Origin of the sequence: Gillisella taibaishanensis, from assembly GCF_001938985.1 — a bacterium.
Classification (GTDB): Bacteria; Pseudomonadota; Alphaproteobacteria; order Rhizobiales; family Rhizobiaceae; genus Allorhizobium; species Allorhizobium taibaishanense.
The window spans coordinates 874,234-900,360 of sequence record NZ_MKIN01000022.1 but is presented as its reverse complement, the minus strand read 5'-3'; the positions used below and the strand labels follow the sequence as shown (position 1 = coordinate 900,360).

Here is a 26,127-nt window from a genome sequence, read left to right as displayed (position 1 = left end):
AGATCCGGTGGCCTCCTGCAAAAGCCAGGAGACCGGATCGACCAAAACTGAGCATTCGCTTTGATGCTGGGCAATTACTCATTTACTGCCCCCAATTGTCAAGGGGAATTCGTTGCTGCAGCGCGAAGAGCGTGTGCTGCTCCCGCGTTGGTGCGCGAAAGTATAGAGGCGATGTCTATTGTGGAGCGCGCGCCGGCGCTGGTCGCCAAGTGCTGAAGTGTCGGATTAAAGAATTTCTTGTCGGAAAATAGATTTATGTCGTTTTTGATATATTTCCGGCCGCTGCTTATATCAGTGGCATTAATACATTTATATATTTCAGAAACATGAAAATGTAATTCGGTCTTGTGAGGCTATTTTAATCGATTTTACTTTTTAATTTTTATTAATACTGTTGACGGTTAGACGCTTATAAATACAATATGCAGATATTAGGGGTGATACGTTTTCGCTGGGGAGCGATACCGTGATATTTAAATTATTTTTGAGCGGCAGAGTTGTTCTGCCGGTGGCTTTGCTTGTGTCTTCTTTCGGGCCGGCCTTTGCTCTTGATATGGGCGAAGCGCGGCACTTGCTGCAACGAACCGGCTTTGGCGCGAGCCCTGGCGAGATGGTGGCCGTGGCGCCGCTGACCCGGGAAGAGGCCGTCGATCGGCTGCTTGTCGGTCTGGATCGGCCCGATCTGCCGGTGCCGCCGCCGTTTGTGGCGCTACCTCGACCGAATTACTGGGCCAAGGGCTGGGAAGATCAGGATATGGTGCTGCAGCGGGTGGCCGAGCGCGACCAGATGCAGGTGGCCTGGATCGGGCATATGATCACCACGCAAACGCCGTTTGCCGAGCGGATGGCTCTGTTCTGGCACGGTCATTTCGTCTCGCGCTTCGATCCGGGCCGGGTGAGCGCGCCGTTTTTCGATCAGGTCGCCCTGTTTCGTCGCGAGGGCCACGGCAATTTCCGCACGCTGCTCGCAGATGTCCTGCGTGATCCGATGATGCTGACCAGCCTCGACAATGTCCGCAACACCAAGAGCCATCCGAACGAGAATCTGGCCCGCGAGTTGATGGAATTGTTCACGCTCGGCATCGGTCATTACGACCAGCGCGACGTGACCGAAGTGGCGCGGGCGCTTGCCGGGCACGGCGTCGATTTCGACGGCGGCTGGACCTATCGGTACTCGCCTGAGGAGGCTGATGATGGCGAGAAACATGTGCTCGGCCAAGTCATCGCGGCCAGGAGCGGCGATAATACTGACCGCCTTGTCGACATTCTCTTGGCGCAGCCGCAGACGGCGGAGCTGATTGCTGCGAAATTCTACGCCGCCTTCGTGTCGATCCGTCCGAGCCCGGAAGCAAGTGAGCGTCTTGCCGTGGTGCTTCGCGATCACGATTATGATTTGAAGCCCTTCCTGCGGGCGCTGCTGCTTAGCCCGGAATTCTGGAGCCCGGACCATCGCGGCGATCTGGTCAAGTCTCCGATCGACCTCGTCGTCGGCTTTTGTCGCACCTTTGGCCTGATGCCGGACGATGCCGCCGTGCTCGTCGGTTATCTCGACCGGCTTGGTCAGGCGCCCTTCATGGCGCCCTCGGTTGCCGGCTGGCGGGAGGGCAAGGCCTGGCTGAACATGAAGACGCTGGCTTACCGCCAGACGGTGCTGTCGCGGTTGTGGGATGGAATAGAGGTGGCCGACCGCAAGCCAAAGCCTGATGATCTCGCCGTGCGCTTCAGCGCGCAATTCATCACCACGCCCACCAGGTTCAAAGTGAAGGTCAACGGCGTCGAAGTTGGGACGGTCGACCAAACCATCGGGCTCAACCTGCAAAACCAGCGGCGCAAGAGCGAGACGGCCGAGCTCAAACCCATGTGGGAAACCGCGATCATTCCAGCCGAAGGCCTGCCGTTACCGGTTCGCAGCGTCGAGGTCATCCATGCCTCCGGCGATCCCGATAGCCAATTATTCGTCAATTGGGTGGAGGTGGATGGTCGCCGCTATCCGCCGCAGCTTGGCCGCTGGTCTCCCGCAAACGCCACATGCGCGGATGCACCGAAGGGCATGTTCTACTGCGATGTCGGCCTTGCCTTTGATATCGTGCCCTTTGATCCGCGCCAGGCTGTTATCGACGATCTCAGGGCGGATCATAACAGCCATATCGAGTATACCACCGCCCGGCTGGCTTTGCCCGCCCTGCCGCATCCCCGGCAAAGCCTGGAGGAGAGCCTGGCATTGCTTTCAGTCATGGCGGCGGATGGGGTGGAAAGCCGCGAAACGGTTGCGTCGCAATGGCTTTTAGGAAGGGAGCTTACGGATCGGGGAGGGGCGGATCGAGCCTCCGGGTCCAATGATGGGCAGCGGCCGGCATCGGCTCAACCGGTATCGATGCCGATGCAGCCTGCGGTGGGGGCCGCGGCAGACGAAGGCGGCGCGGTGCTCGCCGACCGCATCCGGACGATGACGCTCGATCCGCAATACAATCTCAAATGATATTGTTCTGATTTTCCAAGATTTTTTGACTGAGGAGTCTTTTACCATGTTCAACCATGCCGGTTTATCCCGGCGGGAGTTTGCCGCTTGCGTGGCACGCTGCCTGTCCTTTGCATCCACTCCACTCTGGGCGCGCCAGGCGCTTGCTGCGGCCGGTCCGCAGGCCGCGGCGACGACCCGCAGGGTGATCCTGCTCGATCTGTTCGGCGGCAATGATGCGCTGAATACGCTGGTGCCCTTCAAGGATCCGGCCTACCGCAATCTGAGGCCGACGATCGGCCTCAAGGGCAATGACATTCTACCGCTCAACGACGAGATGGGTTTCAATGCCGCCTGGCGGCAAATGGCCGATCTCTACCACGACGGCGAAATCGCCGTGGTCCAGGATGTCGGCTATCCCCATGGCAACCTCTCTCATTTCAAATCGGCGGAAATCTGGGCGGGTGCCTCCAAGGACGGCATTGCCCATGGCGGCTGGGTCGGTCAGGTGCTGCAAGCCAACCGTCCGTCTGCCGGGCCGTTCGATGCCGATGGCGTGATCTTTTCCGGCAATCAGGATCTGCTCGAAGGCGAGGGTACTCGTATCCTGACGGTCGACGAGACATTTGCCGGATACGGTGCCGGGCATGGCGTTCAAGCAGAAGCGATGCCTGACATGGGCGTAGCGGACGATCATGCCGCACTGTCCTATCTCAACCGGATGATGAAGGAGCAGCAGGACGTTATTGCAGACGTCGCGGCAAAGCTGAAGGGCGACAACCGGTTCGAGGCCTGGTTTACCCGCAATCACTATATCGAGCCGACCGATGCCCAGACGGCGCTGTTGCTGTGGATGATCGAGCAGGATGTGAAGGCACCGCTGTGGAAGATCAGCATTGGCGGCTTCGACCAGCATTCCAACCTGCGCGGCGAGCACGAGCGGCTGCTGGCCAAGGTACAAGCGATACTGACGGGCCTGCGGCGTGGATTAAAGGATATCGGCGTCTGGCAGGATACGCTGGTCATCGCTCATTCGGAATTTGGCCGCAGGCCGGCCGAAAATGCCTCCGGTGGCACCGATCACGGCTCCTGCTGTCCCGTGCTGCTGATGGGCGGTGCCGTGCGGCCCGGCCTGCATGGCAGCCGCGCCGATCTGGAAAAGCTGGATGGCGAAGGCAATCCCTTTTTCACCACGGATTTCCGCCGGGTCTATGCCTCGGTCGTCGGAGATTTCTGGCGGCTGCCGGTCAACCCGATTGCCGATCAGGGCTATGCGGCGATGGCGCTGTTCTAACCAAGTTCCGGTTCGGCTGAGCTGAACCGCGATCCGATGTCACCGTGTTCCAGGCGGGCGCCCGGCATCTCTTTTATCCGACCAATGCAGATGGTTCAGGCCCGGGCGACCGGCTTGATCGCCTGCGCGCGTCCAAAATTTTTGAACCGACCAAGGATATTATCGTGACTTTTCATTCTCCAGTTGCACGTGACGGTGCAGCCGGACGGGGTGCCGCTATGGCTGTTTCCGTCCTGCCGCACGCGAAACTTCCCTCCCACCACCATTCCGCCATCTGGCTCGACGAGCAACCGGTGGGTAATGCCGACCTTCTGGTCTGCCTGACCCTTTACAACGAACCGCCGGACGCGCTGGAGGACACTTTGGCCTGCCTCACGGCCAATCAGGCCCGGCTGCCGGGCCGCGATGCCGGTGGCACTTCGCTTGAAGTGGTGATCGTTCTCGACGGGCGTGACCGTGTCCACCCGCAGACCGAGGCCTTGATCAACCGTCTCGGCTTCGATCTCGACCGGGATTGTGGCCTTGACGACGCACATAAGGTCAATTCTCTCGATATCCTGTCAGATCGTGTCCGGGTGCAGACACGGCAGATCGCCGCGCAGGAGTTTGCCAAAGAGGCATGGTTGGACGATCCCGGTCAGGACCTGCCGCCGCTTGTGGTGCATCTGGCGGTGAAGGAGCGCAACAGGGGCAAGCTCGACAGCCATGCGCTGTTTTTCCGCGGTATTGTACCCTGTCGGAACCCCGACTTCGTGTTGCAGATCGATGCCGGATCGCGGCCGGTGGCCGATTGCCTGGTCCATCTTCTGGAGCGGATGCGGCGGGAGCCTGATTGTGCGGCACTGGCCACCAATGTGATGATGGAGGGGGTGGCGCTCACCGATTGGCTGCAAAGCTGGCAGCAGGCCGACTTCCTGTGGCAGAAGATTTCCGATTGGCCGATCGGCCATGGTCTCGGCTATCTCGAAGTCGTGCCTGGTCAGGCGAGCCTGATGCGGATGTCTGCCTTGCAGCGCAGCCCGGCCGGCGATCCGCTCGACGCTTATCTGCGCGGGCTGTCGAGGCCGGACGGTCTGCTGGAGGCCAACCTGTTTCTGGCCGAAGACCGGATCATCGGGGCGGAAATCGTCAAGAGCCATGGCTCTGCCACGATCCGCTATGAGCGGGATGCGACCATCCTCACTGATGGCTGCAAGACGGTTGGCGAGCTGCTACGCCAGCGCCGGCGCTGGACCAACAGCACGCTGTCGGCAAGGCTTGCTGTCGTGGCCAGTCTGGGGCAGGTGATCTGCAGGAGCCCCGCAGGGCCGGGATCGGGATTGGAGACTAGGCCCGGTCGCCGCGTCAGCCTGTCACTCGCCGTGCTCTGGGCGCTCTGGCAAAACCTGGAGCAATGGTTCATTCCCTCGACGCTCGCCCTGCTGGTCTCGCTCAGCACCGGTTTTCTCCAGGACGAGATCCGCAGCGTAATGGGAGTTCCCCTGGCGCCGGTCATGGCGGCAGGGGTTCTGCTGTTCTGGCTCTATTGCATGGTGAGCATGACGGGGCGGGACGCCAAGGGAGCCGGGCGCGGGTCGATGCAGACGCTGCTGCATGGGATCGGCATTGCCACGCTGCTGGCCTTGGCTTTGCCGGGATTGTTCACGAGTCTTGCCCATGCCGCAAGCGGTTCGCTGGCTGTTTTCTCGGCATCGATTTTCGTTCTGGGGCTGGCGGTATGGCGGCATTCGAGCAACAGGCTGCCGGATCTGGTCAGGCTGTTCCTGTTCTATATTCCGACCTCGCTTGTCGTGAGCTTTTACATGCTGACCTATGCCTTCGCGAACATCCACGATGTCAGCTGGGGCACCAAAGGCCTGGTCGCGGCAACGGGCCCGGCCTACCCGCCGGCATGGCTGCGCATGCGCCGCCAGTTCCTCGCCGTCTGGGTCGTCAGCAATGCTGCCATGGTGACGCTGGTGCTCGGGATCATTCCCGGCGGCGCGGTCACGATGCTGCAGGTGTTTTCCGTGCCGTTCTTCATCCGCATTGCCATCGCTGCCCTGCTGCTGCTGCGGGAAAAATCTGGGCGCAAGCAGCGGGTTTTCAGGGCGGGATGGACGGGCGGGCCGGTGCCATCAGCCGCGACCTGATCCGAGCAGAGGAGGGGAAAGCGGCTTAGCCGCGTCCTTTCCGGTTCTCTCGTGAGGCATCACAGCCCCAGCAGATAGCGGGCGGCGTCCTCGTCGATGATCAACCCGTTGACATGGCCGCCACGGGCGGCGGCGCGGATGGCCGCGTGCTTGCGCTTGCCCCGCGCCATGCCGATGACGGTCGAGGTTTCTCGCGAGGGAATGGCCATACTGGCGACACGACTGTTGACGGGATCGTCAAGCAGCTTGCCCTTGGCATCGAAAATCCAGCCGCAGATCTCGCCGGTGGCGCCGGCAGACAGCAGGCTGCGCATCTCGGCTTCCTTCAGGAACCCGTCCAGCAGCAGCGGCGCGTTCAACGTCATTTCGCCAATGCCGACGAAGGTCACATCCGACTGACGACCAAGGGCAATAGTGGGAGCGACCAGCGGCTGGCGATGCAGCAGGTCGCGCTCTTCGGCGCTGGAGACGATAACCGGCAGCGGCATCGGAAAATGCCGCGCCTTGACCGCATCGGCCATGGAAAAGATGACGTTGAAATAGGCGGCCGATCCGTCCGGGCTGATATTACCGGTCAGAGACACGATCTTGTGCTGCGGACATTCCATCTGCGGCAACTGGTCGATCATGGCGCGCAGCGTGCGGCCGGTGCCCATGGCAATGGTCAGCGGTTCAGGACGCTTCAACCAGCGTTCGAGTTCGGCAGCACCGGCCTCGGCAATGCCCGTTGCCGTCGCGTCAGAGCCGGGATCGGTGGGCACGACCTCCACCTGTTTCAGGCCATAGCTTTCCTTGACGGATTCGGCGAGTTCCAGGCAGACGGCAATGGGGTGGTCGAGACGTACCTTGACCAGCTTTTCCGCCACGGCCAGAGACACCAGCCGCTGAGCGCTCTGGCGGGAAATATTCATGGCTGCGGCGATTTCGTCCTGGGTGCGGCCGGCCACGTAATAGAGCCAACCCGCCCGGGCCGCGTCATCCAGCCGTCCATTCGAGCCTGCTTTACGCGCCATGCAACACCTCTTCCTTGGCCGATGAGGTAGAAGCAAAGGGGTTACGCTGTCAATTGTTTCGGGATCAAGGTTGTAGACCACGTCGCAAACGACCTTGAACCCTGTCACCCATGAGGCGTAAGAGGAGGGGCAAGAGCATCGGCCGAAAAGCGGGAACCGGTTTTCGGACATCCGATGCGGAAGGAATTTATAGCATCGTGCGCGCTTCTGATTTTCTGCACGATGCTATGGAGCAGGAGATAGCGATGCCCGCACCCGTGAACCGTTTCAAACAGGCACTTGGCCAACGCGGCCTGCTCTACGGTCTCTGGGTGGCGCTGGCGAGCCCGCAGGTGAGCGAGCTTTGTGCCGGCGCCGGCTTCGACTGGATGTTAATCGATGCCGAGCATGGACCGAACGATATTCCGCTTCTCGCCGCGCAATTGGCCTCGGCAGCCCATCTCGGCACCCATCCCATCGTGCGGCTGCCGGTCAACGAGGCCTGGTTGATCAAGCAGGCGCTCGATATCGGTTGCCAGACCCTGCTGATCCCCATGGTCAACAGCCCAGAGGAAGCGCAGGCCGCCGCCCGTGCCTGCCGCTACCCGCCTGAGGGTATTCGCGGACTCGGTGCCGGTCTCGGGCGCTCCTCCAATTACGGCCGCATTACCGATTATGTCGCGACGGCCAACGCAGAGATCTGCCTGATCGTGCAGATCGAAAGCCGTCAGGCCATGGACAATCTGGAAGCCATTGCCGCTACCGAGGGCGTCGATGCCCTGCTGATCGGCCCGGCGGATCTTGCCGCCGATCTCGGCTTTCCCGGCCGGGTCGATGTGCCCGAGGTTCAGGCCGCCGTCGCCGACATCATCCGCCGCGCCAAGGCGCTCGGCAAACCCATCGGCATCATGACCGGCGATGCCGCGCTTGCCCGCCTGGCGCGTGATGCCGGCATCGGCTTCCTCGCCATGACCAGCGATGTCGGCCTGCTGGCCGATGCCGCCGCCGCGCATCTGGCTGCCTTGAAAGACGGCGACGCCAAGGATGCCGGCGGATACTGACAGTGATTTGCGGCCTTGCGCGTTTACCCGAATGTGCACTGCCGTGACAGAATGAGAACGGCCCGGAGAGATCATGACCGCTTCAGACATACAATTGCTCGCCATCGCGCTCGCTGGCGTGGTTTTCCTGGTCGTAATGATCGTCTCCCGGCTGAAAATGCATCCGCTGCTGGCGCTGATGGTCGCCTGCGTGGCCGTGGGCTTTGCCGCCGGCATGCCTGAGGATAAGCTGGTGAAATCCATCGTCACGGGCGCTGGCAATACGCTGGGCGCGGTCGGCATCGTCGTGGCGCTTGGCGCCATGCTCGGCAAGATCCTGGCTGATACCGGCGTGACCGATGGAATTTCCGAAGTGATCGTGCGCAAGGTTCCCGTGCGGCTATTGCCCTGGGCCATGGCCGGGACTGCCTTCGTCATCGGCATTCCCATGTTTTTCGAGGTCGGCCTTGTTGTGCTATTGCCGCTGATCTTCAGCGTGGCGCGCAAGCTCGACGAGGCAAAGCAGGTGCGCGGCTCGGCCTATGTCTATGTCGGCGTGCCTGTCATCGCAGCGCTCGCCTCCATGCATGGCATGGTGCCGCCGCATCCGGGACCGCTGACGGCAATCGCGGCGCTGCACACCAATGTCGGCGCTACCATGCTTTACGGCTTCATCGCCGCCATCCCGGCGATCATCCTTGGCGGCCCGATCTACGGCGCCTGGGTGACGCCAAGACTTGCCGTGCGCCCGGAGCCTGCGCTGATCGAGCAATTTTCGGCCCGATCCGAAGGCACAAATCAATCCGCATCGCGGCCCGGCTTTGGCTTGAGCCTGCTGGCGGCGCTGCTGCCCGCGGTGCTGATGCTTGCCCATTCGATTGCCGAACTCGCCTTCGACAAGGGTGCCGACATCCTGTCGGTCACGGCTTTTCTTGGCGATCCCGTGATTGCCATGCTGATCGGCGTGTTGTTTGCGGCCCTGCTGCTGGGGCGCAAGGGCTATGGCCGTGCCGACGATCTCCGCGCCGCGCTTTCGGCTAGCCTGAAGCCGATTGCCAATGTGCTGCTGATCATCGCTGGCGGCGGCGCTTTCCAGCGGGTGCTGACGGATGCCAAGGTGGGCGATGCCATCCTGCATCTCAGCCAGCAATTTTCCCTGTCGCCGCTCATTCTCGGCTGGATCATTTCCATGCTGCTGTCGGTGTCGACGGGCTCCGCCACGGTCGGTATTGTCGGCGCGTCCGGTCTTCTCGCGCCGCTGGCGGCCGGGCAGGCGATGAATGTGCCGCTGCTGGCGCTTGCCATCGGCTGCGGCTCGCTGTTCTTCAACTACGCCAATCATGCCGGCTTCTGGCTGGTGAAGGAATCCTTCGGCATGAGCATGGGCGAGGCGACCATGACCATTTCCGTCATTCAGTCGATCGTCTCGGTGGTCGGCCTGGTCATGGTCCTGCTCATGAACCTCATGCCGGCCTTGGTTTGAAATTTTTGACCTGAAGAGGAGGGTGCTATGGCCGAGCCGAAGCTGGACGAAAGCTGGAAACAGGCGGTCGGAGACGAATTCGACCAGCCCTACATGCAGGACCTCAAGCAGTTCCTGCTCGCTGAAAAGCAGCAGGGCAAGCATATCTTCCCGCGTGGTCCGGATTATTTCCGGGCGCTCGATCTCACCCCCATCGACACGGTGCGGGTGGTGATCCTCGGCCAGGACCCCTATCACGGCGCTGGCCAGGCGCATGGCCTGTGCTTTTCGGTGCAGCCTGGGGTGCGCATTCCGCCGTCGCTCGTCAATATCTACAAGGAATTGCAGGCCGATCTCGGTATAGCCCCGGTACGCCACGGCTTTCTCGAACATTGGGCACGCCAGGGCGTGCTGCTCCTGAACAGCGTGCTGACAGTGGAAGAGGGCCGCGCCGGCGCGCATCAGGGCAAGGGCTGGGAGAAATTTACCGACCGGATCATTCATGCCGTGGCCGAAACCCGCGAACACGTCGTCTTCATCCTCTGGGGTGCCTATGCCCAGAAGAAGGCGAGCTTTGTCGATCAGACAAGGCATCTGGTGCTGAAATCCGTGCATCCTTCGCCGCTCTCAGCCCATAACGGCTTTTTCGGCTCGAAACCGTTTTCCAAGACCAATGCCTATCTGGAGGCGCACGGCATGACGCCGATCGATTGGCAGCTGCCCGAGGATCCGAGCCAGCCATAGCCCTATAAACCTGCTTGCAGGCTGACATTCTTTGCCGCCGGACTTGAGAGCTCGGGAACCATTGCTTCGCTTATCGAGACGTGCAAGATAGTTTGATAAGCCAGGGGATGCGCTGGATCATGAAACCGCATCCTTGATGACTGTATGGCGCCCGATATTCTGGTGGAATGTGGGGTGGTTGGCTAACCCTCAAAGGCATTTTGTATGCCTCGGCTCGCGGATTTCTATATCCGCCCAATGATGCAAAACGACTTATCCAGCTATTCCACGAAGGACTTGCTGCAATTGGCGGCATCCAAGACTGATCGCGACCTCGGTTACAAGGCTCTTTGGACGGTTTTCAAGAGATGGGAAAACGGTATCGATCTATCGGTTCTCATCGATTTTATCGCCACAGAAGACGTCAACGACAGGCTGAGAGTCACATACTTCTTGTATGAGGTGTCGCCTCGCAGCGAGATGGTAAAAAATGCCGTCCTCAAACTTGCCGATGATGTGATGCCGCAATGCCGGAGAGCGTTTGTTGGCTATCTCATCGATAGCGGGTGGTATGATGAAGCGGCGGCTCAAGGCTTGGTGAAAGGTATCGAGGACTTTGACATTCGCGTACGATTAAAAGTGATAGACTGGGCTATCGAGGCGACTGACGAGCAATTTCATGATTTTTCCCATCGGGTGTCTGCAGACGCTGCCGGTCTATCCGCGGATACCTGGAAAGGTCGGCTCAAAAAGCGCGCAATCAGAGCGCTCCACATCGCCAGTGAGGTGCGGTGTGGCATCAGCGTAGAACAGCTAAGAGCGACCATTCCAGAAGAAGACAGTTTGACTTTCGACCATCTCGGCGTGTTCGAAACGTACCACTGCCGGCAGCGAGAACGACGGCAGACGAGACGGGATCAACGTAAAGGCGGAGTGGATGAGGGCGACGGCCATTGACGTGGTCTCCAGCCCTTTGCTCTGACGCGCTGGATTTACACCGTTTACTGTTAAATTCGCTGGATAATTTTACCCTTAAATCGATTCCGATTCGCGAAATTATGCGGTAGGCTCCGGTCAAACGAACACCGGAGGCAGTTCATGAGCAATCACCTGAAATTCTTCATCGATGGCGCCTGGGTCGATCCGGTTCACCCCGCCGTGCTCGATGTGATCGATCCCTCGACGGAAGAGGCCTATACGCAGATCTCCGTCGGCACCAAGGCTGATGTCGACAAGGCGGTGGCCGCAGCGAAGCGCGCTTTTGCCAGCTTTTCGCAATGGCCGGTCGCAGAGCGGCTGGCGCTCTTGAACCGTATTCTCGACGAATATAACCGGCGCTATGAGGATATTGCCCAGGCTGTCAGCCGGGAAATGGGCGCGCCGCTTTCCTTTGCGCGCGACAGCCAGGCCTGGGCGGGCCGCGCCCACATGGAAGCGACGATTGCCGGATTGGAGACATTCAAGTTTTCCGAGCAACGACGCGGGACCATGGTGGTCAAGGAGCCGATCGGCGTGTGTGCGCTGATCACGCCGTGGAACTGGCCGCTCAACCAGATCGTCTGCAAGGTGGCGCCGGCGCTGGCCGCCGGCTGCACCGTAGTGCTGAAACCCTCGGAAATCGCGCCGATCAGCGGCATCGTCTTTTCCGAAGTGATGGAAGCGGCGGGCGTGCCCCAGGGTGTCTACAACATGGTCAGCGGCAACGGCCCAGATGTCGGCCAGGTCATGGCCGGCCATCCCGATGTCGACATGGTGTCGTTCACTGGCTCGACCCGGGCCGGTATTATCGTCGCCAAGACGGCGGCGGAAACGGTCAAGCGGGTTGCCCAGGAACTCGGCGGCAAATCCGCCAATATCGTCCTGCCCGACGCCGATTTCGAAACTGCGGTGCGCAAGGGTGTGCAGGGCTGCTTTGGCAATTCCGGTCAATCCTGCGATGCGCCGACCCGGATGCTGGTGCCGGCCGATCGTCACGACGAGGCGCTGGCCCATGCCAAGGCCGAGGCGGAAACCTTCGTGACCGGCGATCCGCGCGGTGACGAAACCCAGCTTGGCCCCGTCGTCAGTCAGATCCAGTATGACAAGATCCAGCGGCTGATCGAGGCCGGCATAAAAGAAGGGGCTGTTCTGGTCACCGGCGGTCTTGGCCGGCCGGAAGGGCTCAACCGCGGCTATTACATCCGCCCGACCGTGTTCGGTAATGTCTCGAACGACATGACCATCGCCCGCGAGGAAATCTTCGGGCCTGTGCTCTCGATCCTGCCTTACAAGGATGAGGCCGAGGCTGTCGAAATTGCCAATGACACGGTCTATGGCCTCGCTGCCTATGTGCAGTCGACCAATATCGAGCACGCCCGCGATGTCGCCAAGAAGATGCGGGCTGGCTCGGTCTATCTGAATTACCCCGACTGGGACACGTTCGCGCCCTTCGGCGGCTACAAGCAATCGGGCAACGGCCGTGAATATGCGGATTGGGCCATCCACGATTTCCTTGAAATCAAGGGTGTGGTCGGCTGGGAGGCGTAATTGCCGTGAAGCAGGTCTTCAACCCGCCGTCAGTGCGCAAGCCGTTCGGTCATTACAATCACGGTCTGCTCGTGCCTCCTGGCGCGAGCTTGCTGGTCACTTCGGGCCAGCTCGGCATTGCCCCAGATGACAGCATACCCGATGACGTCGAGGGGCAGGCGCATCTGTGCTTTCAGGCCATCGGCGCCATCCTCACTGAGGCCGGCATGAGTTATGCCGATGTGATCCGCATCAGTGGTTTCGTCACCCGGCGCGAGGATTTCGCGCCGTATATGCGGGTGCGCGATCATTATACGGGGGAACCAAAACCGGTCTCGACGCTTCTTATCGTCGCCGGGTTCACCCGTCCGGAATTTCTGGTTGAAGTCGAAGTGACGGCGGCCAAACTGGGGTAACGCGTTCCGGCCATTCAGCCGGAACGCTATCCTTCTCCGTGCATATTTTCCCAAAATATATGTATAATCCTATTTATAGTGTCGCGTAGACGAGAAAACCTCCTGCGGTGACTTGCTCTTTGATGGATTTTATTGTGATGAACCGAAGATGAACGGAGTGTTCAGTTTACGTTATTTAAAAAATTAGGAACAAACATTTCTCTCCTTCGTTTTGTGATCATACCAATTCGAAGGAAGGAATAGTCTGATGAAAGCGAAGATTGCACTTCTTGTTACTGCCGCCCTTGCCGGCTCTATTGCAACAGGCGCCGCTAGCTCGGCCATGGCCCAGAGTGGCACCGTGACCGGTGCGGCCGGTGGTGCTGTTACCGGTGCCGTTGTCGGCGGTCCTGTCGGAGCTGCGGTTGGCGGCGTCGTTGGTGCCGTTGCCGGTACTGCCATTGATCCGCCGCCGGAACGCGTCGTCACCTATGTCCAGCAGCAGCCGGTTCCGGCCCAGCCTTATGTGGTCGAGCAGAAGGTCGTTGTCGGCAAGCCGCTGCCGCGCCAGGTGATCCTGACCCCGATTCCTGACGATCCGACCTACAGCTATGCCGTGGTCAACAATCAGCGGGTCATCGTCGATCCCCAGACCTACACGGTTGTTGATGTGGTCCAGTAAGGTCCACGTATACTGAGGCTCCCTCGGGAGCCTGAAATCTCCAGTCACTTTGCCCTGCCGGCCGATCCGCCTGCAGGGCCTTTTTTCGTTCAGTCCCAAGATGAACCCGGAAATAGTAGATGCCGTGCAATGCATTTCGCGCGATAGATGCTCCGGAATTAGTAGAGCTATTCTACACATCACGTTGGGGGATTTTTCGTGAAAAGACTTGCCGCCGCTGCCTTTATGACTCTGCTGATGCCGTGTCTGTCCTATGCGGACACTTTGCTGTTTCCGAGCGACAATCCGGTTGCCCGCATTACCATTCCCGCCAGCTGGGAGCCGAAGGAAACCGAGAGCGGCATCGACGCCACCTCTGATGATGGCGCTATCTATATCGCCGTCGATGTCGCCAACGCCAAGACGACCGACAAGGTCATTGACGATGCCATCGCCTTCCTGAAGGAAAACGGCGTCAAGATCGATGGCTCCACGCAAAAGCAGTCGGACGAAACCGTCAATGGCATGGACATGACCAATTTCGACTGGACGGGCACAGACAATGACGGCGACGTCAATGTCGGTCTGTCGCTGCTGTCACCGCGCCCAGGCAAGCTGCTGGTCATCACCTATTGGGGCACCAAGGGTAAACAGGAAAAGCACGGTCCTGAGCTGCAGGAGATTATCGCCTCGCTGAAGCCGGCGCATTGATGGGTTGCAGGGGCTCCCTCCTGGGGAGCCCCTGCGCTATCTCGCTGCGGCTTATCGTAGCGGGCGTCGAAACTCCCGAGATCTGTCTTTGTCCTGCCGGCGAAACAAGGGCAGGCAAAGGTATTGATCAGGCACTCATGCGCAACGGTTCAGAGCGGGATGCGGTGCGGTTCTGTCGGCCCCGTTCCGGCAGCGTGAAATGGTCGACCATTTGCTTCAACTGTTCGGCCTGCGCGGCCAGGGTCATCGCGGCAGCCGTCGATTCCTCAACCATTGCAGCGTTCTGCTGCGTGGTCTTGTCCATGTCGCCGATGGCGCTGTTGACGTCCTTCAATCCGAGCGACTGATCCTTGGCTGCATCGGCAATCGTGCCGATCAGCGTGCCGATGTCCTGGATACTTCCGCTGATCGATTGCAGCGCGCTGCCGGCATTGCGTACCAGTCGCACGCCGCCTTCGACCTCGCTGGAAGAAGCCGAAATGAGCTGCTTGATTTCTCTAGCCGCATTGGCCGAGCGCTGGGCGAGTTCGCGGACTTCCTGGGCAACGACGGCGAAACCCTTGCCTGCTTCGCCGGCGCGTGCCGCTTCGACGCCTGCATTCAGCGCCAGAAGATTGGTCTGGAAGGCAATCTCGTCTATTACGGATATAATGCTGGCGATCTTGCCCGAGCTTTCCTCTATCCGGCGCATGGCATCTTCGGCCTCGGTGACCACCGTGCTGGAATGGGCAGCATTATCAGTGGCGGTCCTGGCCATGCCATGGGCCTTCAGTGTGTTCTCACTGGTCTGCTGGATATTGGACGTGAGCGAGCCGAGGGCTGCTGCCGTCTCCTCCAAGGATGCCGCCTGGCTTTCCGTGCGCCGTGACAGGTCGTTGGCGCTTGCGGAAATTTCACGGCTATTACCGTCGATGATGACGACCGCCTCTACAACGCTTGCCAGCACATCGGCAAATTGCCGGATCGTGTCGTTGAGGTGCTGACGCAGGCCCTCGAACGCCTCGTCAAAGGGTTCGTCGATCTGGAAGTTCAGTTCGCCCTTCGCCAGTCGCGTCAGGGCGAGCTCCAGTCCCCGGATCGCACGTTTCATGGTGGCTTTCGCTTCCTTCTCAGCCGTTTCGAAGGCCTGGATGCGTTCTTCCGCCGCCGTTGTCTGGATTTTCAGATTGTCTATCCGCAAGGCCTCGCCGGCGGCTTGAGCTTCCTGCGCTTCCTGCGCCAGCGACTCTGCCGACTTCATCGACGTTGTCACGATGCGGATAAGAATTGCCAAGGCTGCGGTTTCGAAGACGAGAACGGCGGCGTGCAACACGACGCGGGAAAAATCGGAATCGCCAGAAAATACCGCGAAGGGAAACAGGAAATAGAACGCGGTGTGATGAACGGCGACCACTGCCGAAAATGCGATGATTGCCGGCAGATAGACCCACATCGTCATGATCGCCAAAACGGCGAAGAAATACATGTGCATGTCGCTTTGCAGCGGTGAGCCTCTGAAGGCATAGACCAGCATCGACACCAATACGGCATTGGCGATGGCGGTTGCCATCATCGTTTGGGTGCCGGTCCGGTCCTGCCGCCATATTCCAAGGCAGAGGATGGCAATCGCCAAGCTGATCCCGAGATCAAGCAGCGGCTGAGGTTGGCCTTGAACGAAGTCGGCAATGACGACGAGCGTGGCGTTGAGCCAGACGAGACCGATCATACCCGGTCCGAGTTTTTGGCGAAGAGAAAGCAAAGCGTCCATTGTCGCGTGGTTCCCTGTGTCAGGAATAAGGCAATTAATTTGACAAATCTAATTTAAGGTATTCTTAAATTAAGGTGCCGGTTTAGCTGGTCTCACCGTCTGGCGCCGGATTCGATCAGGCAGCCGGCTGTCAGCGGGCTGGCAAGGACGAGAACGGCGCCGCTGGCTTGCAAGCGTGCAGCAAAATCGGGATGAGCGGAATAAGCCACCGCAAGCCAGTCAAAGCGACCCTGCTGCACCAAAGCGCCATCGGCCCCGGCAATGATGGCCATGGTCGCAGCCGGCGAGGAAAGGGGAGGCGCGACGACCAGCAGATAGGAGCCACGCGGCCAGAGCATGGCCAATCCCATGCCCGACATGATCAGCAGACAGAATGGCACGATAGACCACAGGCCGGTTGCCTGGCCTTGCTGCACCGGTTCTGCTGCTTTGCACTTCTGCATGAGCCTGTTATCGCGCTTGGGTTGGTATTTTCCGCTACGCCCGCAATGCTAGAGAAGACCGCTTGCCGTTTGGTTAACGCAGGGAAGAATCGAACCCGCGAGCCCGCCGACAGGTTCTAAAATCGCTCCATCTCGCCTCGCACCTTCTCAAGGAAGGCAGCACGACTTTGCGGTGTGCAATTGTTCATGTCGTAATGGGCGAGGAATTTGACCGGCGCGCCGAGCTTTATCTGGCCGCGGATCACCCGTGTGACCGACTTCTTGGGCGGATTGCCGGCTAGGAAGGCGCGCAGCGGCGTGGCGCCATAGGTCAAGACGGCTGCCGCCTTTCGGATGTGACGCAGCGTCGGCGTCAATTTACCGTCGGCGAGTTCGAAGGTCACGCCGGGAAGCCAGACCCGGTCGAAATAGCCTGACAGCATCGCTGGAAAGCTGAAGTTCCAGACTGGTGACACAATGACGAGACCTTCGGCGGCCTTGAGGCGCTCGACATGGGCCTTCACCGGCTCGATATTTTCGGGGTAATCATGATAGGTCCGCCGCTCCTGCGCCGAAAGCACCGGGTTGAAACCCTCGTCATAGAGATTGCAGCCATCCACCTCGTGGCCGGCCTGCTGCAGGCTGTCGCAGGTCTGCTGGTAAAGAGCCCGGTTGTAGCTTTCCGCCAGGGGATGGGAATGAAGAACAAGCACGCGCATGCAAAAGTCCATGGTTGGCGCTGCCGTCGCATCGCCGGCCAGCCGCATCAAAAACATCCGCGCCGTTGTCCCTATGCCTTTTGATAGTCCATCCCGTCGCTTGCCGGGATCGGGCGTGCGATGGGCGACCGTCATGCATGGGCAGGAACAAGTTCCTGCCGGGAGTACCTTCGGATTATGGAAGCGACCTCATGCCGCAGAGCTAACGTGTACTGCATAATGCTTGGCGTCGGAATCGGCCAAATTTGAAATCAGGCAGTACATCTGGATGTTTTATAGCATTCCCTGAGTATTTGATTGTATACGCGAAAAATGCCGTAAGACGTCACGAGTTCGGGATGTGGGCGCTCAATCGGCGCCCATGGATTGCAGTCCGGGAAACAGATAGTTGCGTCCGGCGGAAAAGTCGAAGTCGGGATTTTCCCAGGCAATCATCTTGCCGGGATTGAGCAGGCCCTGCGGATCGGTTTCCTGCTTGAAGGCCAGTTGCACCGTATCGGTCTGCTTCATGCCGCCTTCTTCCAGCGTATAGCGATGCGGATTGAAGATCGGGCAGCCATTATCCTCGTGGATCTTGATGATCTCTTCCAGCCTCTCCTTGGTGGTATAGCGCACCAGCGGCAGGCCCGAGCACTGGATGGCGCCGTCGAAGCGCATGAATTCCAGATGGCCGATCACCTCGTCGCCGAACAGCGCATTCATCTGGGCGACCTTTTTGACATGATCCGGTCCCGGATACTGCACCTGCAAATAGGTGATGGCTGGATCGACCTTCAGCGCCCGAAGCGTCGTGTGGTTCCAGGTGAGTTCATAGGCATGGGGAATGCCCTTCATGCTCTCGACTGTGTCGGAGCGAAAGCGCAGATCGCCCTTCATTTTCTCGACATAGGCGACCAGCGGCTCCATGGAATGCGGGGCGACCATCAGCACGACAATCGACTGGCCCTGTTTCAGCCATGGCTTATGGCGGGTGAAATACTCGTAGGGCACGGGGGCTGAGATCGGCGCCACTTCCTTCAGGAGGATACCGTTGCGATGGCTGAGCGCATCGGCAAAGCGTACGGCATCCATATAGTCGTCATAGCCGACGATGACATCCACCCAGTCGTAAGCCGGGGCCAGCGGCATTTCCACTTCGGTGATGATACCATTGGTGCCATAGGCATGGCTCACCTTCTGCAGGTCCCAGGCCGACAGCTCCAGCACGCGCGGCTCGGCTTCCATGGTCACGACGCGCAACCGCAACACGTTGCCGAGGTCGCGCAGGCCACCCCAGGTGATCGAGCCCACGCCGCCGGAGCCACCGGCGACGAAGCCGCCGATCGATGCAGTCTGGGCGGTCGAGGGGTGGAAGCGCAGTTCCTGGCCGGAATGGGCGCGGGTCTGGCGGTCGAGCTCGGCAATGACGATGCCAGGTTCGCAGATCACCCGGCCGGGATGAATTTCCTTGACCTTGTTCATGTTGATCAGGTTCAGCACGATGCCGCCCGACAACGGCATGGCCTGGCCGTAATTGCCGGTGCCGGCGCCGCGCGGGGTGATCGGCACGCCATGGGCATAGGCGACTTTCAGCGTGCGGATCACTTCCTCTTCGCTAACAGGCGAAACGACCAGATCGGCGGTAACGTGATCGAGTTCGGCCTTAAGGATCGGCGAATACCAGTAGAAGTCGCGGGACTTCTGCTTGACCAGGGCCGGATTGTCCTCGACGGCGATGCCGGCAAGCTCGGCTTTGATTTTGGCGTAATCGGGCATGGGTCAGCTTTCCATCAGGGGGTCGAGTTCGCGGTAACTGGGCAGCGTAGTGTCAATGGCCTGGCCGGAGCGCAGCACGATGCGGTCCGCCTGTGGGCGAGACAGAAGCTCGCTCCAGCTGCGAGCCGAAAACAGCACGAGATCGGCCTTGGCGCGGGTGGCGATGCGGCCATGATCGGGCCGTCCGAGAATATCGGCTGGGGTGCGGGTAACGATCCGGGCGGTCTCATCGAGGGGATGGTCGAGATGGACGATGCGCACCGCCTCGCGCAGCACCTCGACGCAATCGAGATCGCCATAGGCATAGAAGGGGTCGCGGGTATTGTCCGAGGCAACAGCCGTCTGCACACCCGCTGCCGTCAACTCGTGAAACAATGTCACGCCGCGCTGGCGCGGTGTGCGGCCGGCATGGCGGTCCTGCAGATACATGTTGCACATCGGCAGCGACACGACGGCGAGCTTGGCCTCTGCCACTTTCTCGATGGTTGCCTTGGCGACATCGTCTGCCTGCTGGGTCAGCGAGCAGCAATGGCCGACCACGACGGAGCCCTCGAAACCGTTGCGCAGCTTCGCTTCGGCAATGGATTTCAGCGTCAGAACCGAAGCGTCCTGGGTTTCGTCGACATGTAGGTCGATGTCGAGGCCATGGTCGTTTGCGGCGCGAAACAAGAGGTCGAGCCGATGGTCGAGATCAGCTAAGGGCAGGGTGACGCCGCCGAGAATGCCGCCATGGGTTTTCAAGACCTGTAGCAGGTCGGTAAAAAAGGCCTCGTCGGTGATTTCTTCGAAGGCGAAGAGGGCTGCGGCCTGCAAATCGATGCGCCCAGCCCATTTTTCACGCATGTCGGCGAAGACTTCATAGGAAATCCGGTGCTGCGGCGGGCTGCTGTCGAGATGGGTGCGGATCAGGCTGGTGCCGTGGGCATAGGCGCAGCGCAGCGAAAAATCCATCCGGGTGGCGACATCCTCAGCTGTCCAGCGGGCCTCGCGGTCTGCCTTGACGGTAGACAACGCACCCATGAAATCGCCGGTCGGGTTGGGCTTGCGCGGCCAGATATGGCCCTTGTCGAGATGGGTGTGCATGTCGGTGAAGGTCGGCCAGACCATGGCATTGCTGAGGTCAGCGGCTGGTAGATCAGCCGGAGCGGTGCCGGCGGCGAGAATGGCTTCGATCTTGCCGCCTGCGATAATCAGGTCGGCTTGCACAAGGCCTTCGCGGGCTTGAGAGGACGGCAAGCCGTCCTCGACCGTGATACCGGCCAGGGTCGCGTTTATCAGCGCGAAGCGGTCGGCTTGCGGCAGGGTCACGAAGGCTTTGCTCATCAGTTTTCTCGCTTGATGCTGCTTTCATGCCAGCGGTGCAGCGCCAACCATGAGATGAAGGATGTAATCGCGAAGATCAGCACGCCCAGGCACGACAGCAGGAAAAGTGCCGCAAACAGCCGGGGAATATTCAGTCGGTACTGTGCTTCCAGCAGGCGGAAGGCAAGGCCGGAGCCTGCGCCGGCAGAGCCAGCGGCAAATTCGGCGACCACCGCGGCAATCAGCGCCAGACCGCCGCCGATCCGCAGGCCCGTCATGAAATAGGGCAGCGAGGCCGGCAGTTTCAGGTAGAGCAGCGTTTCCAGCCGCGAGGCGCCATAGAGATCGAACAGGTTGAGCAGGTTGTGATCGACGCTCTTCAAACCCTGCACCATGTTGGAGAGGATCGGGAAGAAGGCGACGAGAAAGGCGCAGATCAGCAGCGCCACCTGGGTCGTGGGCGCATAGATCAGGATCAGCGGCGAGATCGCAACGATCGGGGTCACCTGTAAAATGACAGCAATCGGATAGAAGGCGGTTTCAATCCATTTCGACTGCACTAGAAACACCGCGAAGCCGACGCCGCCGACCAGCGCCAATGCCAGCGACATCAGGGTGATCTTGGTGGTGACCCAGAGCGCCGGCGCCAGAATGTCCCAGTCGTCATACAGTGAGTTGGCCACCGCAATCGGGCTCGGCAGGATATATTGCGGCACCTCGGACACCACGACGGCGAGATGCCAGATCAGGATCAGCAGCGCCACGACGGCAAAGGGGATGACGACCCTGAGGGCGGTTTCTCCATGACGGGCAAGGAAGCCGCGCTGCGGCAGGGTGGTGATCGGCTCAGCCATGCTGATGCTCCAATGCGTCATGGCTCGTCGTGCCGATCGCCTCCAGCAGGACGTCAGAGGCCTTTTCGCAGACTTGGCGGTATTCTTCCGAGGTCCGGTAATGGGCGTCGCGTTCCAGGCTGGTGGTAATGGGAAAATCCGCATGCACCCGGCCTGGTCGCGCCTTCATGACGACGATGCGGTTGGAAAGATAGGCGGCCTCGAACACCGAATGCGTGACAAAGATCACTGTGATGCCGGTTTCGCGCCACAGGCGCAGCACATCGTCATTGAGCTTCTGCCGGGTGATTTCGTCAAGTGCTGCGAAGGGCTCGTCCATCAGCAGCAGTTTCGGATTGGTCACCAGGGCGCGGGCGATAGAGACGCGCATCTTCATGCCGCCGGAGAGCTGGCGCGGATAAGCATCGGCAAAATCCTTGAGGCCGACGGTATCGAGGGTTTCGAGCACGGTAGACGTGGCGGCGGCCTTGGAAACACCCTGCAGGCGCAGCGGCAGATAAACATTGCCGAACACGGTTTGCCAAGGCAGCAGGGTCGGTTCCTGGAAAACGAAGCCGATATCGCCTTCTGGCAAGCCCTTGGCGTTGATGCGCGAAGACGGCCAGTCGACGCTGCCGCTGGAGACGCCACCAAGCCCGGCGATGATCCTCAGCGCCGTCGACTTGCCGCAGCCCGACGGGCCGAGCAGGCTGACGAATTCGCCTGGCTCCACGGTCATCGACATGGTCGACAGGGCAACGGTGCCGCTGGAAAACACCTTCGAGACATTCGATAGGGTGACGACCGGACGCTTGTGGCTTTCGCTGCGCTGATCTGGCTGAGGTTCGGTCACAATTATTCCAGGCCCTGTTGTTGGATCCCGTCTCCCACGGGGAGAAAGGCTGTTGCAAACCGCGCGATGGCGGGAAGAGGGGTGGCGAAGGCCGGGTCCGCTGCGGCCTTCGCTTTTGGCCTTATTTCTTCAAGTTCATGCCGACGCCCTTGCAGACGAATTTCGTGGTGTAGGCCTTTTTATAGTCGAGCTTGGCGTCGAACAGGCCAATCTGCACCAGCGTATCGAAGAAGCCTTTGTAGCGCTCGTCGGTCATGCAGCCGATGCCCTTGTCAGTTGTCGCACCCGATTCAACGATGCCATATTCCTTCATCTTGTCGATCGAGAAGGCGATCTGGGCATCGGTCATTTCAGGATTGTCTTTTTTGATCAGCGCATTGGCGGCCTTGTTGTCGCCGTAGAGGTAATTGTACCAGCCCTCGATCGAGGCATCGACGAAGCGCTGGACGACGTCGGGCTTCTTGTCGATCATCGTCTGGGTGGTGGTGATCATCGTGGAATAGGAGCTGTAGCCGTTGTCGGCCAGCAGGAAGAGCTTCGGCTTGAAGCCGCCCTGCTTTTCAATCTCATAGGGTTCCGAGGTGATATAGCCCTGCTGCGCCGACTTCTTGTTGGCGAGGAACGGCGCGGAGCTGAAGGTATAGGGCTTGTACTGCTCGTCCTTGAACCCCTTGAAGTTCTTCTTCATCCACTCGAAATAGGTGGTGTAGCCGTCCTTGCCCATGAAGATCGTGTCGAGCTTGGCGAGGTCTGCAAACGTGTCGATGCCCTGGTCCGGATGGGCGATCAGCACCTGCGGGTCCTTCTGGAACATCGCGGCGACGTCGACCATGGGAATGCCCTGCTTGACGGCGCTGAGTTCCTGCAGCGGGAAGCCCATGTAGAAATCAACCTTGCCGGCCAGCAGCAGGGCTTCGTTGGCAGCATTCGGGCCGCCCTGGACGATCTTGACCTTCAGTCCGTATTTTTCATAGGTGCCGTCGACCACGGCCTGATAAAAGCCGCCGTGCTCGGCCTGGGCCAGCCAATTGGTGCCGTAGCTGACCTCGTCAAGCGCCAGTGCCGGCGTGGCCCAGGTTCCCGCCAATGTGCTGACAAGCGTTCCGGCCGCGACTGCGGCGGCGGCCAAGGCCTTTTGAATTGTTTTTTGCATAATGGTTTTGGTCATTGTTGATTTCCCCTGATCCCTCGGATCGCTTCCGTCTTCCGATACCCTGTCCGCCGCCCTGGTCCGCTCGCATCTTTCGCATATGAGCGGTTGCCTTGCGGCTTGAAAAGCATCAAAATTCGTCCGGCTTGATGCTATTTTGGCATCGGTTGGCAGTGATGTATGCTTGTTGTTCAATCTGCTTAAAAAATAAACTTATGGATTAGGCCATGCTTCACTCCCGAAAGCTGCTCTATATCGACGAGATTGCCCGTTGCGGTTCAATTCGTAAAGCGGCTGCTAGACTTAACGTTGCATCTTCGGCTGTCAATCGGCAGATTCTTGCCCTTGAGGAAGAGCTTGGCACGCCGATTTTCGAGCGCTTGCCGCGTGGTCTCCGGCTAACGGCGGCGGGAGAGCTTTGCGTCGAACATATCAGGGACGTGCTGAAGGGGTATGAACGCCTGGAGGCGCGGATCCGCAGCCTGAAAATGCCGCAGGTCGGCAAGGTTTCGCTTGTCGCGACGGTGGGGCTGGCCTCGGGGCCGCTGCCTGAAATCATCGGGCGGTTTTTGGCGGCGCATCCGCGCATCAAGGTGCATTTGCGCAATGACGCCGGCTCGAACACGCTCAATCCCGTGCTGACAGGCGAAGTGGATATCGGCATCGGCTTCAACATTCCGGCGACGCCTGGCATCCGCACCATCGCCAATTTCGACATTCCTGTCGGGGCGGTGCTGCCGCCGGATCATCCGCTGGCGCATGAGGCCGGGCCGGTCGATCTCGTCGATATCGTTCAGGAAAAGCTGGTTTTGGCCGAGCCCGGCACCAGCCTGCGCAATGTCATCAATCTGGCGCTGTCCAATCTGCCGCTGCCGGTCGAGCCGTTGCTGGAGACCAATGCATCCGACATGCTAAAGCAATTGGTCAAATGCGGCACGGCCCTGACGCTGCTCAACCCGCTCGATGTCATCGTCGAATGCCGGCGCGGCGATCTGGTGTTTCGCCCGCTTGCCGAGCCCCATAGCCGTCATCAGCCGATGAAGCTGTTTGCCCGCGCGCGGGCGCCGCTGGATGCGGCGACCAGCCTGTTCGTCGAATATCTGCTGCAGGAAATCCAGGCCCTGGTCGAGGAATTGCAGGGCAGGGGATACCTCCCCCCTGCCAGTGTAACGCTGGGTGCCGGGGCTATGCCGGGGAATAGAGTGCCGACAGCGGATAATCCGTGAGGTCGCGCAGAAGCTGGATGAAGCCGGCAACCTGATGGCGGCAGATCGCTTCGCCTTTTTCTGCCGTGCCCTTGGAGGCGTCGCCGACCACGCCGGCGGGGTTGAGATCATGAGCGATCCAAGCCAGCGCATGCGGCGGCAGGGGCTGGATGAGATCCGAGCGCTCTTTCATCCATTCCGCCCTGGAGACGAAGTTCTCTGCCTTGTCCATCCGCACCAGATCGGGACGGAAATGCAGCATCAGCGCGGTTTCCACTTCGCCGCCATGGATGCCGTAGCGGTTCTCATGGTCGGAAATCAGCCCCGGCGGGGTTCCGAACCGGCTCCATTGGGTAGAGACGACGGCCATCTGGTGGCGCACCCGCAATTCGCGCCCGACAATGCTCATGATGTCGACATTGCCGCCATGGGAGTTGACGATGACCAGTTTGCGAAGTCCGGCTTCGGCCACTTTGGCGCCTATTGCCGTCCAGGCCGCAATCAGCAGATCGGCGGGCAGCGACAGCGTGCCGGGGCCGTAGACATGCTCGTTGGCCTTGCCGATCTCCTGAGTGGGCAGCACCAGAAAGTCGAGATCATCAGGGCGCTGGACTTTCAACTCGGCCAGCATGCCGTTGCCGATGGCAACATCGGTTGCAATAGGCAGATGCGGTCCATGCTGCTCGGTAGAGGCGATGGGCAGCACGGCAATTGTCGTGTCCGCCGAGAGATTTTTGAAATCGTAGGTGGTCAGTTCATTCCAGAAAAATGGCTTGGTCATGATGTGTCCTCAATGCCTGTTCAAAGACTTAAGCCCAGTTGCGGGCTTCGAAAAGCACCGATTTCAGCGCGGCGCGATGCCGAAAAGGACGCGATCCAAAAGCGTGTTAACGTTAATGATTGGTAATTATCATTATTGGCCGGCCAAGCGGTTGAGATACGGCAGCGACAGGCGTAAAAAGAGTGCGGGAAGCTGGGACCGATATGATTAAGTTGTTGCGTAAATTTCTCGATGTCGGATCGGAAGCCGGTTTGGTTGGCATGCGGAGCCGTCTGGATATTGCACCCGACGCCTACGCCGCAGTTTATGCGGTGGGCGACGTGCACGGTTGCTATGCCGAACTGCTGGAGGCGGAATGCCGCATCCTGCAGGATGCCAGCACCTTCGACGGCCCGAAGCTGATCGTCATGCTCGGTGACTACGTCGACCGTGGTCCGTCCTCGCGCCGGGTGGTGGAGCATTTGATGGCGCCGCTTGCGCCCGGTTTCGAGCGCGTGTCGCTTTGCGGCAATCATGACGAGGCCTTCTGCCAGTTTCTCGACGATCCCTCGGCTGGCCGCCGCTGGCTGGATTTCGGTGCGGCCGCGACACTTTATTCATACGGTGTGGACATTGACCATGCGCTGCATAAGGCCGGTGGCTATGCTGGTCTGCAGGACATCCTCGCCCGCGTCATTCCGGAAAACCATTATGTCTGGCTGAAGTCGCTGCCTGTTATGGTCAAGGTCGGCCAGTTCCTGTTCGTGCATGCGGGCATCAAGCCTGGCGTTGCGCTGGAAAATCAGACCGACGAGAACCTGATGTGGATCCGCGAGCCATTCCTTGGCCGCGGCCCGGAACTACCATTCACTGTCGTGCACGGTCATACGCCGACTGACACCGTTACCTTCGGCAAAAACCGGATCGGCGTCGATACCGCTGCCTATGTCTCCGGTCGGCTCAGCGTCGTGCGGATTGCCGGCGGGCAGGCCGCACTGGTCTGACAGT

23 protein-coding genes are annotated in these 26,127 nt (G+C 60.0%); 13 read left to right on the top strand and 10 right to left on the bottom strand.

Translation table 11 applies throughout. The features are described 5' to 3' along the window. Nucleotides 1-520: 520 nt before the first annotated feature. The 3 genes from BJF91_RS15315 (at nt 521) to BJF91_RS15305 (ending at nt 5,884) form a co-directional block, all read left to right on the top strand. Nucleotides 521-2,479: a DUF1800 domain-containing protein gene (locus tag BJF91_RS15315; RefSeq protein ID WP_234801633.1), complete on the top strand. Its 1,959-nt coding sequence runs from the start codon at nt 521-523 to the stop codon at nt 2,477-2,479. Between the two features lie 46 nt (nt 2,480-2,525). Then, nucleotides 2,526-3,752 (top strand): DUF1501 domain-containing protein, encoded by a 1,227-nt coding sequence (locus tag BJF91_RS15310; RefSeq protein ID WP_075615315.1) that lies wholly within the window; start codon nt 2,526-2,528, stop codon nt 3,750-3,752. A gap of 164 nt (nt 3,753-3,916) precedes the next feature. Next, a complete protein-coding gene (locus BJF91_RS15305) occupies nt 3,917-5,884 on the top strand; it encodes a glycosyltransferase family 2 protein (protein WP_139310711.1) in 1,968 nt (655 codons plus the stop codon). A 59-nt stretch (nt 5,885-5,943) separates the two neighbouring features. On the opposite strand, the gene BJF91_RS15300 is transcribed toward BJF91_RS15305, so the two are convergent. Next, nucleotides 5,944-6,897, bottom strand: coding sequence for a sugar-binding transcriptional regulator (locus tag BJF91_RS15300; protein ID WP_075615313.1), 954 nt, complete (start codon nt 6,895-6,897; stop codon nt 5,944-5,946). Between the two features lie 245 nt (nt 6,898-7,142). On the opposite strand from BJF91_RS15300, the gene BJF91_RS15295 reads away from it, so the two are divergent. The 8 genes from BJF91_RS15295 (at nt 7,143) to BJF91_RS15260 (ending at nt 14,373) form a co-directional block, all read left to right on the top strand. Continuing rightward, complete coding sequence (locus tag BJF91_RS15295) at nt 7,143-7,937, top strand: HpcH/HpaI aldolase family protein (protein ID WP_075615312.1); 795 nt, start codon at nt 7,143-7,145, stop codon at nt 7,935-7,937. Between the two features lie 73 nt (nt 7,938-8,010). After that, a complete protein-coding gene (locus BJF91_RS15290; RefSeq protein WP_075615311.1) occupies nt 8,011-9,399 on the top strand; it encodes a GntP family permease in 1,389 nt (462 codons plus the stop codon). 27 nt (nt 9,400-9,426) lie between these two features. After that, nucleotides 9,427-10,122, top strand: a complete 696-nt coding sequence (gene ung, locus BJF91_RS15285; RefSeq protein WP_075615310.1) for a uracil-DNA glycosylase — start codon at nt 9,427-9,429, stop codon at nt 10,120-10,122. Nucleotides 10,123-10,359: 237 nt separating this feature from the next. Continuing rightward, nucleotides 10,360-11,058 carry a hypothetical protein gene (locus tag BJF91_RS15280; protein ID WP_162843872.1) on the top strand — a complete coding sequence of 233 codons (699 nt, stop codon included), beginning with the start codon at nt 10,360-10,362 and terminating at the stop codon, nt 11,056-11,058. Between the two features lie 141 nt (nt 11,059-11,199). Next, nucleotides 11,200-12,627, top strand: coding sequence for an aldehyde dehydrogenase family protein (locus tag BJF91_RS15275; protein WP_075615308.1), 1,428 nt, complete (start codon nt 11,200-11,202; stop codon nt 12,625-12,627). Nucleotides 12,628-12,632: 5 nt separating this feature from the next. Continuing rightward, entirely contained in the window at nt 12,633-13,022 is a 390-nt protein-coding gene (locus BJF91_RS15270; protein ID WP_075615307.1) for a RidA family protein, read from the top strand. Between the two features lie 247 nt (nt 13,023-13,269). Then, on the top strand, nt 13,270-13,683 hold the full coding sequence (locus BJF91_RS15265) for a DUF1236 domain-containing protein (RefSeq protein WP_075615306.1): 414 nt from the start codon (nt 13,270-13,272) through the stop codon (nt 13,681-13,683). Between the two features lie 198 nt (nt 13,684-13,881). Next, complete coding sequence (locus BJF91_RS15260) at nt 13,882-14,373, top strand: histidine kinase (RefSeq protein WP_075615305.1); 492 nt, start codon at nt 13,882-13,884, stop codon at nt 14,371-14,373. A gap of 127 nt (nt 14,374-14,500) precedes the next feature. Here the strand turns inward: BJF91_RS15260 and BJF91_RS15255 are convergent, their stop codons facing one another. The 8 genes from BJF91_RS15255 to BJF91_RS15220 all read right to left on the bottom strand — a co-directional run bounded on the left by BJF91_RS15255 (nt 14,501) and on the right by BJF91_RS15220 (nt 23,157). After that, entirely contained in the window at nt 14,501-16,078 is a 1,578-nt protein-coding gene (locus tag BJF91_RS15255; protein ID WP_234801632.1) for a methyl-accepting chemotaxis protein, read from the bottom strand. A 134-nt stretch (nt 16,079-16,212) separates the two neighbouring features. Further along, nucleotides 16,213-16,563, bottom strand: a complete 351-nt coding sequence (locus BJF91_RS15250) for a hypothetical protein (RefSeq protein WP_075615303.1) — start codon at nt 16,561-16,563, stop codon at nt 16,213-16,215. A 116-nt stretch (nt 16,564-16,679) separates the two neighbouring features. Continuing rightward, nucleotides 16,680-17,261 (bottom strand): NAD(P)H-dependent oxidoreductase, encoded by a 582-nt coding sequence (locus BJF91_RS15245; RefSeq protein WP_075615678.1) that lies wholly within the window; start codon nt 17,259-17,261, stop codon nt 16,680-16,682. 348 nt (nt 17,262-17,609) lie between these two features. Further along, the gene (locus BJF91_RS15240; protein ID WP_075615302.1) at nt 17,610-19,016 is read right to left on the bottom strand and encodes an FAD-binding oxidoreductase; all 1,407 of its coding nucleotides are present in this window, start codon (nt 19,014-19,016) and stop codon (nt 17,610-17,612) included. Between the two features lie 3 nt (nt 19,017-19,019). Next, nucleotides 19,020-20,339 (bottom strand): cytosine deaminase, encoded by a 1,320-nt coding sequence (locus tag BJF91_RS15235; protein WP_075615301.1) that lies wholly within the window; start codon nt 20,337-20,339, stop codon nt 19,020-19,022. Beyond that, nucleotides 20,339-21,172, bottom strand: a complete 834-nt coding sequence (locus tag BJF91_RS15230) for an ABC transporter permease (protein WP_075615300.1) — start codon at nt 21,170-21,172, stop codon at nt 20,339-20,341. Before BJF91_RS15230 ends, BJF91_RS15235 begins: the two co-directional genes overlap by 1 nt. Then, on the bottom strand, nt 21,165-22,004 hold the full coding sequence (locus tag BJF91_RS15225; RefSeq protein WP_407639886.1) for an ABC transporter ATP-binding protein: 840 nt from the start codon (nt 22,002-22,004) through the stop codon (nt 21,165-21,167). The genes BJF91_RS15230 and BJF91_RS15225 overlap by 8 nt, the downstream gene beginning before the upstream one ends. A gap of 121 nt (nt 22,005-22,125) precedes the next feature. After that, nucleotides 22,126-23,157: an ABC transporter substrate-binding protein gene (locus tag BJF91_RS15220; RefSeq protein ID WP_075615677.1), complete on the bottom strand. Its 1,032-nt coding sequence runs from the start codon at nt 23,155-23,157 to the stop codon at nt 22,126-22,128. A gap of 224 nt (nt 23,158-23,381) precedes the next feature. Between BJF91_RS15220 and BJF91_RS15215 the strand changes: the two genes are divergently transcribed. Next, the gene (locus tag BJF91_RS15215; protein WP_234801631.1) at nt 23,382-24,380 is read left to right on the top strand and encodes a LysR family transcriptional regulator; all 999 of its coding nucleotides are present in this window, start codon (nt 23,382-23,384) and stop codon (nt 24,378-24,380) included. Here BJF91_RS15215 and BJF91_RS15210 read toward each other — a convergent pair. Beyond that, the gene (locus BJF91_RS15210; protein ID WP_075615298.1) at nt 24,340-25,140 is read right to left on the bottom strand and encodes a creatininase family protein; all 801 of its coding nucleotides are present in this window, start codon (nt 25,138-25,140) and stop codon (nt 24,340-24,342) included. The two genes, BJF91_RS15215 and BJF91_RS15210, sit on opposite strands and share 41 nt — an antisense overlap. Nucleotides 25,141-25,343: 203 nt before the next feature. Between BJF91_RS15210 and BJF91_RS15205 the strand changes: the two genes are divergently transcribed. Continuing rightward, nucleotides 25,344-26,123: a metallophosphoesterase family protein gene (locus BJF91_RS15205; protein ID WP_075615297.1), complete on the top strand. Its 780-nt coding sequence runs from the start codon at nt 25,344-25,346 to the stop codon at nt 26,121-26,123. Nucleotides 26,124-26,127: the final 4 nt, after the last annotated feature.

What these genes read in the sequence shown, in the direction of transcription:
- BJF91_RS15265 (WP_075615306.1), top strand. Translation starts at nt 13,270, where the DNA reads ATGAAAGCGAAGATTGCACTTCTTGTTACTGCCGCCCTTGCCGGCTCT.
- ung (WP_075615310.1), top strand. Translation starts at nt 9,427, where the DNA reads ATGGCCGAGCCGAAGCTGGACGAAAGCTGGAAACAGGCGGTCGGAGAC.
- BJF91_RS15300 (WP_075615313.1), bottom strand. Translation starts at nt 6,897, where the DNA reads ATGGCGCGTAAAGCAGGCTCGAATGGACGGCTGGATGACGCGGCCCGG.
- BJF91_RS15230 (WP_075615300.1), bottom strand. Translation starts at nt 21,172, where the DNA reads ATGGCTGAGCCGATCACCACCCTGCCGCAGCGCGGCTTCCTTGCCCGT.
- BJF91_RS15250 (WP_075615303.1), bottom strand. Translation starts at nt 16,563, where the DNA reads ATGCAGAAGTGCAAAGCAGCAGAACCGGTGCAGCAAGGCCAGGCAACC.
- BJF91_RS15295 (WP_075615312.1), top strand. Translation starts at nt 7,143, where the DNA reads ATGCCCGCACCCGTGAACCGTTTCAAACAGGCACTTGGCCAACGCGGC.
- BJF91_RS15210 (WP_075615298.1), bottom strand. Translation starts at nt 25,140, where the DNA reads ATGACCAAGCCATTTTTCTGGAATGAACTGACCACCTACGATTTCAAA.
- BJF91_RS15235 (WP_075615301.1), bottom strand. Translation starts at nt 20,339, where the DNA reads ATGAGCAAAGCCTTCGTGACCCTGCCGCAAGCCGACCGCTTCGCGCTG.
- BJF91_RS15240 (WP_075615302.1), bottom strand. Translation starts at nt 19,016, where the DNA reads ATGCCCGATTACGCCAAAATCAAAGCCGAGCTTGCCGGCATCGCCGTC.
- BJF91_RS15245 (WP_075615678.1), bottom strand. Translation starts at nt 17,261, where the DNA reads ATGCGCGTGCTTGTTCTTCATTCCCATCCCCTGGCGGAAAGCTACAAC.
- BJF91_RS15280 (WP_162843872.1), top strand. Translation starts at nt 10,360, where the DNA reads ATGATGCAAAACGACTTATCCAGCTATTCCACGAAGGACTTGCTGCAA.
- BJF91_RS15255 (WP_234801632.1), bottom strand. Translation starts at nt 16,078, where the DNA reads ATGATCGGTCTCGTCTGGCTCAACGCCACGCTCGTCGTCATTGCCGAC.
- BJF91_RS15215 (WP_234801631.1), top strand. Translation starts at nt 23,382, where the DNA reads ATGCTTCACTCCCGAAAGCTGCTCTATATCGACGAGATTGCCCGTTGC.
- BJF91_RS15220 (WP_075615677.1), bottom strand. Translation starts at nt 23,157, where the DNA reads ATGCAAAAAACAATTCAAAAGGCCTTGGCCGCCGCCGCAGTCGCGGCC.
- BJF91_RS15275 (WP_075615308.1), top strand. Translation starts at nt 11,200, where the DNA reads ATGAGCAATCACCTGAAATTCTTCATCGATGGCGCCTGGGTCGATCCG.
- BJF91_RS15290 (WP_075615311.1), top strand. Translation starts at nt 8,011, where the DNA reads ATGACCGCTTCAGACATACAATTGCTCGCCATCGCGCTCGCTGGCGTG.
- BJF91_RS15205 (WP_075615297.1), top strand. Translation starts at nt 25,344, where the DNA reads ATGATTAAGTTGTTGCGTAAATTTCTCGATGTCGGATCGGAAGCCGGT.
- BJF91_RS15310 (WP_075615315.1), top strand. Translation starts at nt 2,526, where the DNA reads ATGTTCAACCATGCCGGTTTATCCCGGCGGGAGTTTGCCGCTTGCGTG.